The organism is Halobacillus salinarum (genome assembly GCF_022919095.1).
Classification (GTDB): domain Bacteria; phylum Bacillota; class Bacilli; order Bacillales; family Halobacillaceae; genus Halobacillus_B; species Halobacillus_B salinarum.
The window spans coordinates 2,404,066-2,418,072 of record NZ_CP095073.1 but is presented as its reverse complement, the minus strand read 5'-3'; the positions used below and the strand labels follow the sequence as shown (position 1 = coordinate 2,418,072).

17 protein-coding genes are annotated in these 14,007 nt (G+C 41.7%); 2 read left to right on the top strand and 15 right to left on the bottom strand.

Annotated elements, in window-relative coordinates:
• The 13 genes from MUN89_RS12460 to MUN89_RS12400 form a co-directional block, all read right to left on the bottom strand.
• Positions 1-1,155, bottom strand: coding sequence for an exonuclease SbcCD subunit D (locus MUN89_RS12460; protein WP_244708140.1), 1,155 nt, complete (start codon positions 1,153-1,155; stop codon positions 1-3).
• A 31-nt stretch (positions 1,156-1,186) separates the two neighbouring features.
• Positions 1,187-1,405: a YozE family protein gene (locus MUN89_RS12455; protein WP_244708139.1), complete on the bottom strand. Its 219-nt coding sequence runs from the start codon at positions 1,403-1,405 to the stop codon at positions 1,187-1,189.
• Between the two features lie 103 nt (positions 1,406-1,508).
• A complete protein-coding gene (tatC, locus tag MUN89_RS12450) occupies positions 1,509-2,264 on the bottom strand; it encodes a twin-arginine translocase subunit TatC (protein ID WP_244708138.1) in 756 nt (251 codons plus the stop codon).
• Between the two features lie 132 nt (positions 2,265-2,396).
• Entirely contained in the window at positions 2,397-2,591 is a 195-nt protein-coding gene (gene tatA / locus MUN89_RS12445) for a twin-arginine translocase TatA/TatE family subunit (protein WP_244708137.1), read from the bottom strand.
• Positions 2,592-2,616: 25 nt separating this feature from the next.
• A complete protein-coding gene (locus MUN89_RS12440; RefSeq protein WP_244708136.1) occupies positions 2,617-2,829 on the bottom strand; it encodes a twin-arginine translocase TatA/TatE family subunit in 213 nt (70 codons plus the stop codon).
• Positions 2,830-2,919: 90 nt separating this feature from the next.
• Positions 2,920-3,501, bottom strand: a complete 582-nt coding sequence (gene mobA, locus MUN89_RS12435; protein WP_244708135.1) for a molybdenum cofactor guanylyltransferase — start codon at positions 3,499-3,501, stop codon at positions 2,920-2,922.
• Between the two features lie 10 nt (positions 3,502-3,511).
• Positions 3,512-4,009, bottom strand: coding sequence for a dihydrofolate reductase (locus tag MUN89_RS12430; protein ID WP_244708134.1), 498 nt, complete (start codon positions 4,007-4,009; stop codon positions 3,512-3,514).
• A gap of 24 nt (positions 4,010-4,033) precedes the next feature.
• Positions 4,034-4,993, bottom strand: a complete 960-nt coding sequence (locus MUN89_RS12425) for a thymidylate synthase (protein WP_244708133.1) — start codon at positions 4,991-4,993, stop codon at positions 4,034-4,036.
• 33 nt (positions 4,994-5,026) lie between these two features.
• Positions 5,027-5,629 carry an HD domain-containing protein gene (locus tag MUN89_RS12420; RefSeq protein ID WP_244708132.1) on the bottom strand — a complete coding sequence of 201 codons (603 nt, stop codon included), beginning with the start codon at positions 5,627-5,629 and terminating at the stop codon, positions 5,027-5,029.
• A complete protein-coding gene (locus tag MUN89_RS12415; RefSeq protein ID WP_244708131.1) occupies positions 5,622-6,491 on the bottom strand; it encodes a DUF72 domain-containing protein in 870 nt (289 codons plus the stop codon). The genes MUN89_RS12420 and MUN89_RS12415 overlap by 8 nt, the downstream gene beginning before the upstream one ends.
• An 86-nt stretch (positions 6,492-6,577) precedes the next feature.
• On the bottom strand, positions 6,578-8,248 hold the full coding sequence (locus tag MUN89_RS12410) for a formate--tetrahydrofolate ligase (protein ID WP_244708130.1): 1,671 nt from the start codon (positions 8,246-8,248) through the stop codon (positions 6,578-6,580).
• 219 nt (positions 8,249-8,467) lie between these two features.
• Entirely contained in the window at positions 8,468-8,620 is a 153-nt protein-coding gene (locus MUN89_RS12405) for a small acid-soluble spore protein P (protein ID WP_244708129.1), read from the bottom strand.
• A gap of 26 nt (positions 8,621-8,646) precedes the next feature.
• On the bottom strand, positions 8,647-8,781 hold the full coding sequence (locus MUN89_RS12400; RefSeq protein WP_244708128.1) for a YpzI family protein: 135 nt from the start codon (positions 8,779-8,781) through the stop codon (positions 8,647-8,649).
• 193 nt (positions 8,782-8,974) lie between these two features.
• On the opposite strand from MUN89_RS12400, the gene MUN89_RS12395 reads away from it, so the two are divergent.
• Complete coding sequence (locus tag MUN89_RS12395) at positions 8,975-9,454, top strand: MarR family transcriptional regulator (protein ID WP_244708127.1); 480 nt, start codon at positions 8,975-8,977, stop codon at positions 9,452-9,454.
• Positions 9,451-12,099 (top strand): MMPL family transporter, encoded by a 2,649-nt coding sequence (locus MUN89_RS12390; RefSeq protein WP_244708126.1) that lies wholly within the window; start codon positions 9,451-9,453, stop codon positions 12,097-12,099. The genes MUN89_RS12395 and MUN89_RS12390 overlap by 4 nt, the downstream gene beginning before the upstream one ends.
• Positions 12,100-12,135: 36 nt before the next feature.
• On the opposite strand, the gene MUN89_RS12385 is transcribed toward MUN89_RS12390, so the two are convergent.
• Both MUN89_RS12385 and MUN89_RS12380 read right to left on the bottom strand, forming a co-directional pair.
• Positions 12,136-13,191, bottom strand: coding sequence for a dipeptidase (locus tag MUN89_RS12385; protein ID WP_244708125.1), 1,056 nt, complete (start codon positions 13,189-13,191; stop codon positions 12,136-12,138).
• Between the two features lie 129 nt (positions 13,192-13,320).
• Positions 13,321-13,932 carry a YpjP family protein gene (locus MUN89_RS12380; RefSeq protein ID WP_244708124.1) on the bottom strand — a complete coding sequence of 204 codons (612 nt, stop codon included), beginning with the start codon at positions 13,930-13,932 and terminating at the stop codon, positions 13,321-13,323.
• Between the last annotated feature and the right edge of the window lie 75 nt (positions 13,933-14,007).

Below are 14,007 nucleotides of genomic sequence, written 5' to 3'. Positions count from 1 at the left end.
CTATCTACCCCTTTCCGTTTCTTTAAGGGCTGCTATTGCCTGCTGTACTAAATGTTTTCGTTCTTCCGGCATCGAAGTCCCCTTCAGTTCTTCATAAAAGGAAGCGATCAAATCCAAATGGGACATTTGCTGCCGTTCTTTCATTTTATTTAATTCACTAAGCTGCTGGTCTCTCGCAACGTTTTTGCGTTCTAAATATAAAATATTCGGATAAATTTTCCGGAGCTTCCCCATCGGATCAATTAACTGGCCGTCGTCTAAAAGCCTAATATGAAGGTAATTTTCCATCGAGGAAGCTGCCTCTCCTTTCATGAGCTCTTCAAAATATCCTTCTACAATTTCAAAGTCTCTCATAGGAACAAGAGGGATTTTATCAATAATTGGACGTCCTTCAGGTGGAAGCTCGACTAACGTAACTGATTTATGATGACGGGCTTCCGAAAAAGAATACTTCAATATGGACCCACTGTAGCGAATAGAAGGGCTGGTTACTTGCTGGGGCTGATGCAAATGGCCGAGGGCGGTATAGGTAAATGATTGAAACAAGCCTGCCTCAACATAAGGGCTGCCTCCAATCATGGAAAGTCTTTCTTCCGAGTCGGTTTCCATCCCTCCTGCCAAGAATGCATGACCGACCCATATATGCCGTTCAGCCATATTAAACCTGTCGTGGATATCCTTAATTAATTGTTCCGCTGCCTGGTGGTGCGTCTTAATACGGTCATCTTCAAAGACGTATGCGACTTCCGCCGGCTCCAGGTACGGAATCAAATGGAAGTGTACGGGGCCGTCATCATCATAAAGAGTTATAGGTTCGCGGTTCTTTTTTAACTTTGTTTCAAGATAAAGACCTTGCTTACGGAATAATTCAGCCCCAAATTCCAAACGATCGGGGCTGTCATGATTTCCGGAAATCGCAAGTACAGGAACTGCAAGCTCATTTGTAAGTCTCGTTAAGACTTGATTTAATAATTCCACTGCTTCCTTTGGAGGAATGGATCTGTCATATAAATCCCCCGCAATGATGACAGCATCAGGCTTTACACGTTTCACAATGGAAAGAAACTCATTCAATATAAATCTTTGATCTTCTGTCATATGAAGATAATGCACAATTTTTCCTAAGTGCCAGTCGGCAGTATGTAAAATCTTCACGTCGATCCTCCCTTAGTCGATACTTATTCAGTCAGGACTCTTCAGTTAGATAAGCTTCATATAATTTGTCAAAAACGGATAAAGCATTCGTGAACGGAATATTCCATTCTAAATAACTGCTTATTTCATCATAGGTTTTCGCCTGTTTCGGAAAACTATGATCTTCAAACATCCAGTCAGCCAATTTTTTGTCGTCATTGTTTTCCTTGTTTCCGCGATAACGCATCATATAGTGGTAAAAAGATCTCACTCTAAGTCCCCTCCGGTCTTTTATACTGTTTTCTTTTTATCATGGAAGTTATTATTTAGCAAAGCTTTTACATCTCCATAAAAAAGAATCCTCTCATGAGGATTCAATCTGAACTCTCCATAAACTCCTGGTGGTTTTTAATTTTCTTCCGATAAACAATCCTTGATAGCATAATACTGATTTCATATAAAAGAATGAGAGGTACAGCGACGACCAATTGCAGAATAAAGTCAGGTGGAGAGATAATTGTTCCAATAATTACAAGAACGAAATAAGCGTACTTTCTAACTTTAACGAGAAAGTGGGGATTGACTACTCCCAGACTTGTTAAAAACATCGTAAGAATCGGAATCTCAAACAAAACAGCAAAGGGAATCGTTACCCGGAACAAAAACTTAAAATAACGGTCTACCGTAAAAATTTCCGTGAACATTCCTTGATTTAATGAAAGAAGAAAAGGCAGAATCAGTTTGATAAACACGACGTAACCAAAGCATAAACCTGCAAGAAAAAGCAAAAAGATGGCCGGCACATACGCAAGCGATACTTTTTGTTCCTTCGGCGTGAGCGCCGGTTTTACGAACAGCCAGATCTGCAAACACAAAAAAGGGAGAGTCCCTACGAGCGCTACAATCGTCGCCATTGTAAAATAAATCCAAATTATTTCACCCGGACTTGTCACGTGGAGATTAAACGGAAGGCCATCTACAAAGAAAGCATAAATCCTCCGGTAATAAACAAACCCGATAATGAAAAAAACGACAAACGCAGCGAGGGTCCAAATGATTCTTTTCCGTAACTCGCTGAGATGGTCCGTGACATTCATTTCCAGATCAACTGTATCATTGTGTTCAGACATTACTCGCACACCTCCAGGCTGAGAAGGCGGTCTCAGCCTTAACCTCGATCAATTACATACAGAAAAGCAGATAAAAGGAAAATTCCCATAAAGAAAATGTAAGGGAAACCCTTACACTTTCGAGTTAAATTTTTATACCTGCTTGTCTTTTTTATTTTTGTTATCTTCATCATCGCCATCAGACATCATGTCACCCGTCGCTTTTTTAAATTCCTTTAACGAACTGCCGAAAGCTTTTCCGATCTCAGGCAGTTTTGATGGTCCAAAAATGACGAGAGCAATAATTAAAATTAAAATCAGGCCTGGTACCCCGATATTAGACAACATCTTTCATCACTCCATAATGTATCGTTTATTTTTGCTGGTCCTTAGTCACGTCCAATGATTTCTTCGCACTGGAAATTTCGTTATTTACATCTCCAGTTAAATCACGAGCTGATTTCTTAAACTCTTTCAGCGTTTGACCGGCTGCCTTTCCAATTTCAGGAAGTTTTTTCGGGCCGAAAATAACAAGGGCAATCACTGTAATTAAAATCAATCCCGGGATTCCTATACTAGATAGCATGGAACTCACCGCCTTTTTAAGAATGCTGATGTTGTAAACTTAAGTTACTTCTATCATATCATTTATTCTAAAGCTTGTCTTTGTTTACCGCTAATTTTCCACGATCCTTAAAGCTTCTTCATAGTCAGCTTTTGTATTCATATTAAAAAAATGCGAAGCGAGCTGGCTTTCCTCTATTGTCGGGAAGCTTTTAACAAACACAGCAGGGACGGCCTCAAGGAAGCCGCTTATCTTTCTGCCTCCCTTACGAAGATAATCATCGAGTACAGTGGATAAGCTTCGATGGTAGACACCGGATAAAGGATGCATCCTGCCTTTATAAATCGGTATTACTGCACTCACACCTGCATGACACTGTTTAAGCAGATACTGATATAATGCAGGGCTCACAAATGGCGTGTCGCAGGCGGAAAGCACAAACCATTCTTCCTCCCGTTCATGAATGACTGCATGCAGCCCGCCAAGCGGTCCGACGTCGTGCAGGCGGTCTTTGATGACTGGTATAGAGATCTCCCCTTTTGTTAGAGGCCGATTGCGATTGAGCACTACAGTCGAGCTGATGGACTGAAGAGTATTCATAATCCTTGCCACCACAGGCTCTCCATCTAAAATAAGCTCCGCTTTATCCTCCCCATCCGTCTCGAACCGCCACCAGCCAGGATCGCACAGCACACATCTCTTCTCATTCTGTTTCTACCCGCTGGTAAATCCGGAAATAGTAATCATAAGGGTTGCGCTCATCCTTTTTACCTTTGGTTTCGTGTGAGAGCCTCCACTTTGTATAGTCAATTGAGGGAAAATACGTATCTCCATCGAATTCTTCATCAATGAAGGTCATATACATTTTATCCGCATAGGGCATCATTTCTTTAAACAGGACGCTTCCCCCAATGACAAACCACTCTTTTTCCGGGTTTTCTTTTTCCATGGTAAGAATTTCATTAATGGAACGCACAACTTTGCACTCTTGATCATGAAAATTCCCGCTTCTTGTCAATATCACGTGTTCTCTGTTTGGCAGGGGTTTGCCAAACGATTCAAAAGTTTTTCTTCCCATAATAATCGTCTGCCCCCATGTCGTTTCCTTGAAAAACTTAAAATCATTAGGAAGATACCAGGGAAGGTCATTATTTTTACCGATCAATTGATTTCGATCCATGGCAAATACGAATGAAATCATTACTTATCACCTCGTTCCTAGTCGTTACACAGCCACTGGTGCTTTAATGCTTGGATGAGGGTCATAACCATCAATGGATAGATCCTCCATAGTGATATCAAAAATGGATTTATCTTTAGAGCGAATGGAGAGAGACGGTAAAGGTCCTGGCTTTCTTGTCAATTGCTCTTTGACTTGTGCTGTATGGTTTGAATAAATATGAGCGTCACCTAAAGTATGAACAAACTCACCAGCTTCCAAAGAACATTCATTAGCAATGAGATGTGTCAGCAAAGCATAGCTTGCGATATTAAAAGGGACGCCTAAAAAGATGTCAGCGCTGCGCTGGTAGAGCTGGCAGGAAAGTTTTCCGTCAGCCACGTAAAACTGGAACATCGTGTGGCATGGCGGCAAAGCCATGTTGCCAGGTACATCTTCAGGATTCCAAGCCGTTACAATATGTCTTCTGGAATCTGGATTGGACTTAATGCCAGCGATCACATCGTTCAGTTGATCGATCGTCTCTCCTCTTGTTGTTTCCCATGCACGCCATTGTTTTCCATAAACCGATCCGAGTCCGCCATATTTTCTGCTGAATTCATCTTCGGTGAGTATCCGTTCTTTAAATCGCTTCATTTCTTCTTGATAAAGTTGGTTAAATTCAGGATCCTTTAAGCTTTTTCTTCCAAAATCACTCATATCGGGACCTTCATATTCCCCACTTTCAATCCACGTTTGGAATGCCCACTCGTTCCAAATGTTATTGTTATGCTCTAAAAGGAAGCGAATATTCGTATCCCCTTTGATAAACCACAAAAGTTCACTTGCAATCAAACGAAAAGGGATTCTTTTGGTCGTTAAAAGAGGAAAGCCTTCTTTTAAATCAAACCGCATTTGGTGACCAAAGAGCGAAAGCGTTCCCGTTCCCGTCCGATCACTCTTCTTCGTGCCGCTTGAAAGTACTGTCCGGCATAAATCAAGATACGCTTCTTCATTCTTTTTCATAAAATAAAGCCTCCTTCAAAGGAATGGCAGAAATTAATCACTGAGGATGCTCCATTCTCTCTTAAACTCTTCTACATACTTTACCATGAATTGATGACGATGTTTAGCTTCCTTTCTTCCGCTTTCTGTATTCATTAAAGTGACAACCTTTAATAACTTTTCGTGAAAATGCGAAAGCGAGGTGTTCCCGTTTGAGTCATTATAGATGGGTTGCTGTCTGGCTCCTCCGTAGGCAAACGTCCGAGCAATTCCAATCGCCCCGATCGCATCAAGCCGGTCCGCATCTTGCACCACTTTTCCGAGCAAGCTTGAGGGGATCTCTCCTTTCGAATAAGAGACAGTAGCGATCGCTTCACTGACTTGGACGATTTCATCCTTGCTGAAGCCAACTTCAGCCAGCAAATGATCTCTTTCCAAAAAATCCTGTGTAGGATCTCCAGACAATTTATGATCTCCCAGATCGTGAAGAAGCCCTGCTGTCTCACTGAGCAAAGGATCTGCTCCTTCAGCATCAGCAAGCTTCTTGGACCATTCTGCCACTCGCAGCATATGAAAAAAATCGTGGCCGGTATAATCTTCCGAAAACCTTTGCTTTACGAACCCCCGCATTCGTTTCATCACAGCTTCTCTATTCATCGTCTCCTCCAAGCTGAAATAAATCCATTTGTCTTGGATTTAAATCTGTATATTCAATGTTCAGTATTTGCTGAAGCTGCTTTGCATTATCTGCTGCATCTCCACCGGAGTTATTGTTAAAAAGAATGGTTACTTCCGGCGTTTTTTCAGCTAGAGTCTTGATGCGGTTGGCCCATTCTTGTAATTCTTCTTCGTTATATCGATAAAGAAACCGGACTTTTCTCCAGTCTTTTCGTCCATTCTTATTCCAGCCATGGACGTTTCGACCGTGAAAACGAATGAGCGTCTTTTCGGGATGAGTCGGTTCCGGAACAATGGGAATTGAACTTTCTCCAGCCTGCGGTTCATCACAAATAGTATGAATCCATTGCTCTTCCTTCATAAATTGAAGTGTCTGCTCTTTATAGTGGCCGGTAAACCATGATCTATTTCTAAATTCAAGGGCTAACGGGTATTCCGAGAGCCATTCACGAATGAAACGGAGCTTTTGAATATGTTCTTTTCTCACATCAAACCAGGGCGGAAATTGAAACAACAGCGCTCTTAAATTTCCAGCTTCAACAACCGGCTGAATCGATTCTTCATAGCGCTTTAGTAAATCTTTTGCCTCCCTTACCGTTTTTGACTCCCGATCGTGACCTGTAATCTGTTGAAAGGCTTTGATAACAAAAGAAAAGGTTTCAGGAGTCTGCTGCAGCCACTTTTCATATCGGGAGACCGGCTGGATGGCATAAAAAGCTGTATCCACTTCCACAACAGGGAAATGGGAAGCATAGGCTGCTAATTTATCTTCAGGCCTAGTTTGTTCTGGATACAACAACGCATGATCCCCCCAGCCTGTAACTCCAATGTCTACCTTCATGATGGATCCCCCTTCTTCTGAATATGTACACATTGATTGTAGCAAAAACTCTCATCCGCCGCCTAGAATTTGACGGCGGATGAGAGTTAAAATAAGCCTTTTATCGTTCCGTTATCTAAGACATCCATATTGAGGGCAGCGGGTTTTTTCGGTAGGCCAGGCATCGTCATTACCTCTCCGGTTAAAACAACGATAAAGCCTGCTCCAATGCTTGGATGAAGTTCACGTACTTGGATCGTAAAGTTTTCCGGCCGGCCTAATAGTGTAGGGTCATCGGATAAAGAATACTGGGTTTTGGCCATACAAACTGGAAACCGGTCATAACCTAAAGCGGTCATCTCACTTAACTGCTTTCGTGCTTTATTCGAGTATTCTACCCCTTTGGCACCATAGATTTTCGTTGCGATTTTATTTATTTTTTCTTCTATCGTATCTGTAAGTTTATACGTATAGGACAAATCATTTTTTCTCACACTGCTCATAGCGGCCACTTTCTCCGCAAGATCGATTCCCCCATCTCCTCCTAGAGAGAAAACGTCCACTAGGGAAATTTCTGCTCCTTGGTCTGCACACCATCCAAGTAGAAAATCAATTTCTTTTTGAGTGTCTGCAGGAAATTTATTTAATGCAATGATAAATGGGAGGTTGAATTGTGAGATGGTCTCCATATGTTTCTTTAAATTGGCCACCCCTTTCTCCAAGGCCGAAAAATCTTCTTTTTGCAAATTCTGTTTGTCCAGTCCTCCATGCATTTTCAAGGCGCGAATCGTCGCAACGATGACCACTGCATCCGGCTCAAATCCACCGGCTCTCGTTTTGATATTTAAAAATTTTTCTGCTCCTAAATCCGCTCCAAATCCAGATTCAGTAACGACGAATTCTCCAAGCTTCGCTGCAATTTTTGTAGCCATTAATGAGTTGCAGCCATGGGCAATATTTGCAAATGGACCTCCATGGATGATAGCAGGAGTATTTTCAAGCGTTTGTACCAGATTCGGTTTGATCGCATCTTTTAGAAGTAATGTTAATGCACCTTCAAACCCTAATTGTTCCACAGTAACAGGTTCCTTACTATAAGTATAGCCAATAACGATTCTTGAAAGCCTTTTTTTCAAGTCGTTAAGATCATTAGCTAAGCAGAGGACAGCCATAATCTCTGAAGCAACTGTAATGTTAAATCCGTCTTCTCTAGGCACACCCTTTACAGGGCCGCCTAACCCAACAATAACTTCACGAAGGGCTCGGTCATTAATGTCCATCACACGTTTCCAAACAATTCTTCGAGGATCAATCTGCAGCTCATTTCCTTGATGAATATGGTTGTCAATGAAGGCAGACAGAGCATTATTAGCCGTAGTAATTGCATGGATATCCCCGGTAAAATGGAGGTTTATATCCTCCATCGGAACCACTTGAGAGTAACCTCCGCCAGCTGCTCCTCCTTTAATTCCCATCGTTGGACCGAGTGAAGGCTCTCGAAGTGCAATAACAGCTCGTTTTCCTATTTTATTTAAGGCCTGTCCCAAGCCAACAGTAACTGTTGATTTACCCTCACCAGCCGGAGTAGGATTAATGGATGTTGTCAGAATAATCTTTCCATCTGGTCTTTCTGATAGCTTTTCTAAAAGTCCGTCGGATAATTTTGCCTTGTAGTGGCCGTAAGGTTCCCAATCTTCATCTGTAAGCGCTAACATTTCTGTGATTTCGTTTATTGGTTTTAGTTCCGCCGCTGCCGCAATTTCAATGTCTGTCTTCATGTTGATGCCTCCCTGGATAATTTGATTTATCGCACACTGCTTATTCATAACTTATATGTAAACCATATTTATGATAAGGGATAAATGCACAATGTACAACCTTGTGCAACAGCTCTCATTCGTTGATTTTTTCTCCTAAGCTTCGTCCGTAAAAAAACAGCCGAGAACTTCTCGGCCGTTTGAGAAGAATGCTGCTTCCCATTCTTCTCCTCTGACGATTTACATATCATGTGAAGTACGCTGATTTTGTCTTGAATGATTAGCGTTTTTCACTTTATGAGAACCTTCCATCGGTTCTCCGTAAGGTTGTGATGGACTTTTTGGCAAGTGAGGGGCTTTTTGCTGTTTTGGTCCTTTAGGTCTTTTGCTCAAAGGCTTTAACCTCCTTAGGGAATCTTTTAATGCTGATTTCTTTTTCTTGCTGCTTCCGGCTCTTCAAGTTTAGTGGATCCCGGATAATGCAGGTTTTGATCACGATCCGATTCCACGCGCTTTGATTTTTTCAATTTCTTTATTTGTCTGTCTTTTCCCATGATTAAACCTCCCCTCCTTTTTAGTATGAAATGAAAAGGATACTCTCATTCCAAAAAATGAAGAGAATAATTTACCGTCCTACTCAAACAGAGAAAAGCTTGTTTGCATATGATCTTTTTGCTGTAAAGTGAATTTCAGCTTGCTGTTTTATAGTTTAGGGATTAAACTATTATTGTTTAGGGTATAAACTTTTTGATCCGAAAATGGGAGGTGGCGAAGATAGACAGTCAACTGAATCATGCCATTGAATTGTTTAAAGACATTATGATTTATGGGACGGAACGAGTCATTAAATCCATTGACCATGAAGTTTTTCAGACGTATTCATCTGAACAGCTCCATATGATGCAAATCATCTCAAAGACAGAGCAGGTTTCTCCAGGGAGACTCGCTTCCCTCCAAGGTGTGCATAAAAGTGCCGTTTCAAACCGTATTAAGAAGCTGAGCAGCCAGGGCCTCGTTAAAGTAACTGGTTCGAATCTTGATCAGCGTGGTAAGACCATTTCTTTAACAAGAGAAGGTCAGGAAATCGTGAACACTTCAAATGAAGCGATATCCACCCACATAGAGGGACTGCTTGCTCAAGAGCTCGAGAGCGAAGAAATCGAAGAGTTTATCCGTATTTTTGAAAAGCTGAAAACTATAATGAAAGTTGAGGAAGATAAAGCATGAAGCAAATTTTAAGATTTAAATGGTTCATTGCAACAACGCTCATTGCTGTTACCGTTCTCCTGTTATTCATAGCTCCTAATCTTACAGAACAGGCGGAAGACGCCGGTACTCTGCAATTACCAGAGGATGCTGATTCCCAACAAGCTCAAGAACTGCTTGACGATTCCGGAGCAAGTGACGAAACGATTTCTATTGTTTACGACTTGGATCAGCCTCTTGATAATAAAACGGAATCCAGCATTTCAGAGATGATTGAAGAACTGAAAAAAATGGATTCGCCCGTTTCCAGTGTTATTGATCCTTTTGAGAATGAGGAGAGTAAAGATCAGCTGGTATCTAAAGATCAAAAGACGGTTCTTGTACCGGTGACTGTTGAAGGTTCTGAAGAAGAAATCAACCAGCTTGCAGCTACGATCAAACAAGACGTATTGAAGAAAGAAATTCCTGCTTATATCACAGGTCAATCCATCATCAATCATGATGTAAATGAAAGCAGTCAAAAAGGCCTTGAACGGACAGAAATCATAACAGTAGTCCTTATCTTCGTTTTGCTGTTTGCTGTTTTCCGCTCGTTTGTCACTCCTTTCATTCCGCTTCTGGCTGTCGGTGTGACTTACTTGCTCAGTCAATCCATCGTCGCTTTCTTTATTAAATGGTTTGACTTTCCTGTCTCGAATTATACTCAAATCTTTTTAGTTGCTGTTTTGTTCGGGATCGGGACGGATTATTGCATTTTATTATTAAGTCGTTATAAGGAAGAACTTACAGCTGGACATTCTACTGTTGATGCGATAGCAAATACTTACAAGACAGCAGGAAAAACTTTAGTCATCAGCGGAATAGCTGTATTTATCGGTTTTCTATCCATTGGATTTGCCGAATTTACCATCTTTAAATCAGCCGTGGGAGTGGCCGTTGGAATCGCTGTCCTTCTGCTTGTACTCTTTACGCTCGTTCCTTTTTTCATGGCGATTTTGAAGAAAACGTTGTTCTGGCCTTCTAAGCGCTCTGCTTCACATAAAGACAGCAAACTTTGGAAAAGTCTTGGCCAATTCTCCATTTACCGTCCTTTATGGTCCATACTGGTGGTCGCTCTAATCACAGTTCCGTTTTTACTTCTCTACAACGGAAAATTATCCTACAATACTGTGAACGAAATTGGCAGTGGTTATGACTCGGTAAAAGGACTTCATGCAATTGAGGATGGATTTGGAAAAGGAGAGTCGCTTCCTTTAACTATCATCGTTAAAGATGACGAAGAAATCGTTACGAACGAGCTGCTTCCTTATGTGGAAGATTTGGCTGCTGCTATTAATAAGAACAATAACGTTGATAAAGTTCGAACAGTTACCCGTCCGACAGGAGAAGTGGTCAATGATTTTTATGCTGATAATCAGCTGGCCCAAGTGGCCGACGGACTGGAGAAGTCGACAGATGGCATTAAGGATACAAAGAACGGCTTGAAAGAAATTCAGAACCAGCTGTCAGGTATGTCAAGTCAGGTACCTGCTGGATCTAATACAGGCGGGCTCTCTCAAGCGGCGAGTGGGCTCGGACAAATCAACCAGCAGCTGGGAAAGATCAATCAAGGATTACAGCAGACCGGGAATGTTCAGCAGGCAGCAGCCCAACTGGCGCAGGTCCAACAGCAGCTCGGACAAATTCAACAGTCTATTTCCGGTGCTTCCACACAGCTTGAAAGCAAGTCAAGCCAAGCCGGCCAGCTTAAAAACGGACTGTCACAATTAGCAAACGGGGTCGGATCTGCCGTTGATGGATTAAATAAGATCCAAAACGGATTAACGGAAGCAACGGATATGGTATCTGCCATGGGAAAATCATCTGCTCTGCATGATACCGGAGTTTATATTCCTGAGGATACACTTACTAATAAGGATTTTCAGTCATCGATCAATCGCTATTCGTTTGCTGGCAAAAAGGGGATAAAACTTGAGGTCATATTGCAAAATGACCCTTATTCAAAAGAAGCCATCGATACAACAAAAGAAATCAAACAAACCGTCCAGCAGCAGATTAAAAATACACCATTAGAAAACAAAACAATTGCCTATAACGGTATTTCAAGTACAAATGAAGATTTGGCTGCGATTTCAAAGAGTGACTTTAACAGAACAGTAACCATTATGGTAGCAGGATTATTTATCGTATTAACATTGCTATTCCGCTCCCTTATTATGCCGGTTTATATGATCGGGTCATTATTATTAACGTACTATACGTCCTTGTCCATTGCCGAATTAGTCTTCGTCAATATTCTAGGTTATGACGGGATTACGTGGGCTGTTCCATTCTTCGGATTCGTGATGTTAATTGCCTTGGGGGTCGATTATTCGATCTTCCTTCTCGATCGATTTAATGAAGAAGCTACTATTGATATTCGAGAAGCCATGCATATTTCCATGGCTAAAATGGGCACAGTAGTAATCACAGCAGCCATCATTCTCGCTGGGACATTTGCAGCCATGATGCCTTCTGGAGTGCTGAGCTTAATCCAAATCGCAACCATCGTCATTACTGGATTGCTTTTTTATGGGTTGATCATTCTTCCGCTGCTCATTCCAGCTATTACCGTATCGTTCGGCCAAGGGGTATGGTGGCCATTTAAAAAGAAAGATTCAAAATAACAAGATCGCCAGGGTCAGCCAGCCCTGGCGATCTTGTTATTTCCACGTATTCCTAGTAATTCTCAGCCAATTTTCAGAGCTGAGCTTCTTTATGTCCGAGTCGGTAAACCCACTTTGATTCAGACGTTGTAAAATTTTTGGAACCCCCGTTACGTCTTTAAGTTCTTTAGAAATGACTGCTCCATCGAAATCAGAACCTAAAGCAACATGCTCAACGCCTACGCGGTTACTTATATAAGTAATGTGCTTTACGATATCTTCGATGGCTGTATCCTGTGAGAGGTCCCCGTCCATTCTGAGCATATTATTGCTGTAAGTAATCCCCACTACTCCGTTGGATTCAGCTATAGCATCCAGTTGTTTATCGGTCAAGTTCCGAGAAATTGGACATAAGGAATGAGCATTTGAATGAGTGGCAACTAAAGGGGAGTCAGACAATGCGGCAACATCCCAGAACCCTTTTTCATTGAGGTGGGAATTATCGATCATAATTCCTAACTCATTACACTTACGTACTAAGTGCTTACCTAGTTTTGTGAGCCCATTTCCTGTATCAGGCGAGGACGGAAACTGGTAAGGGACCCCTTCTGCAAAAATATTCGGCCTGCTCCACACTAAACCTAATGATCTCAAACCTGCTTCATAATAAACATGAAGAGCGTCTAAGTGAGCGTCGATAGCTTCAGCCCCTTCGATATGAAGGATAACGGCCATTACTTTCTTCGCCAAGGCTGCTTCCAAGTCCTTGTAGCTTCTTATTATTTGAAGGTGATTAGCACTGGCCGCTTCCAGACGATACAAATCAGCGATGACCGCGTTCGTCTTCCTGTGGCAGTATTCATAATCTAAAGCTTCAGGAAGAGGGATTCGGTATCCTTCTGCCGTAATGTAATGTTCTGGTCCTTTTAGTTCCTTCTGAGGAGCTGTAAAAGCAGCAAAGAACCCCCCTGCAAACCCACTTTCCTTTGCTCTCGGAAAATCAAGATGAGTCTGTGAATTGCCTTTTAAAAAAGCTTCCTCCACAGAAATGTCGTTATTCATTAACTTAGTGATCGTATCGTTATGTCCGTCTATAAACGATAATTCATGCATGACATCCGTCCTTTCTATCGTTGAATTTCGTTTTCGCTCCAGGAGTTACGGGTATTGAATGGTTGAATCTAAGAAAAAAGGAGCTGCTGAGCTCCTTTTCTTACGATTGATATGTAAGCGGCTTAACTCTTAAGCCATCCATTTAGGTGGTGTGTTTTTGTCCCAGTAGACATCCCCGAGCAAATGGTGCTGTTGAAAATGGTCCCGCTCGAGATGGTAGTGAAAGTTAAACCAATAACCTTCCTGAGGTTTTTTCTCTCTTCGAACATGAAACTTTGCTATATGCTGCTTAGAACGGGCATCATAAAGGTTGAAGATTTTTTCGCCATACCCTGCAGAGGGTTGTTCAGAGATTTCAAAATACGGCAGTTGCTCTTTCTCTGATTGATGGATGAGTGAAGTCATGACTTCTTCGATCTTAGGATAGATCTGATGAATTACATCACCTTCCACCTGTCCCATAATTCTCGGGCCTAACTTTGTTTCGGTTTGAATCTTTGCCTGGGCTGTCAAAGAACGGATTATATGTTCCGTATAAAATCTTTCATTTTCAGCGTTTAATTCCCCGGGCGGTTCTTCTCCCCTGTTCTCATCCGCAGTTGCTCTTTCTCTAATATCCTGGTCAGGAGTAACATTATCATTTTTTGCAAGCTGGGAAGTCGCTGCAGAAGGAGGGATGTACAAGCCTAAAGTGAATACAGCAATGAGTACTACAAATATTTTTCTAACCCATAACTTCATAGAGAAAGCTCCTTTTTCATTACTTACACTTAATTTTATCACGATTTTAAAAGTTGTCCATGTTAACGTTTCCAT

Coding starts and splice junctions, on each gene's coding strand:
- tatC (WP_244708138.1), bottom strand. CDS start 2,264: ATGTCTGAACACAATGATACAGTTGATCTGGAAATGAATGTCACGGAC.
- tatA (WP_244708137.1), bottom strand. CDS start 2,591: ATGTTGTCTAATATCGGGGTACCAGGCCTGATTTTAATTTTAATTATT.
- MUN89_RS12440 (WP_244708136.1), bottom strand. CDS start 2,829: ATGCTATCTAGTATAGGAATCCCGGGATTGATTTTAATTACAGTGATT.
- MUN89_RS12430 (WP_244708134.1), bottom strand. CDS start 4,009: ATGATTTCATTCGTATTTGCCATGGATCGAAATCAATTGATCGGTAAA.
- MUN89_RS12425 (WP_244708133.1), bottom strand. CDS start 4,993: ATGAAAAAGAATGAAGAAGCGTATCTTGATTTATGCCGGACAGTACTT.
- MUN89_RS12420 (WP_244708132.1), bottom strand. CDS start 5,629: ATGAATAGAGAAGCTGTGATGAAACGAATGCGGGGGTTCGTAAAGCAA.
- MUN89_RS12415 (WP_244708131.1), bottom strand. CDS start 6,491: ATGAAGGTAGACATTGGAGTTACAGGCTGGGGGGATCATGCGTTGTTG.
- MUN89_RS12410 (WP_244708130.1), bottom strand. CDS start 8,248: ATGAAGACAGACATTGAAATTGCGGCAGCGGCGGAACTAAAACCAATA.
- MUN89_RS12400 (WP_244708128.1), bottom strand. CDS start 8,781: ATGGGAAAAGACAGACAAATAAAGAAATTGAAAAAATCAAAGCGCGTG.
- MUN89_RS12390 (WP_244708126.1), top strand. CDS start 9,451: ATGAAGCAAATTTTAAGATTTAAATGGTTCATTGCAACAACGCTCATT.
- MUN89_RS12385 (WP_244708125.1), bottom strand. CDS start 13,191: ATGCATGAATTATCGTTTATAGACGGACATAACGATACGATCACTAAG.
- MUN89_RS12380 (WP_244708124.1), bottom strand. CDS start 13,932: ATGAAGTTATGGGTTAGAAAAATATTTGTAGTACTCATTGCTGTATTC.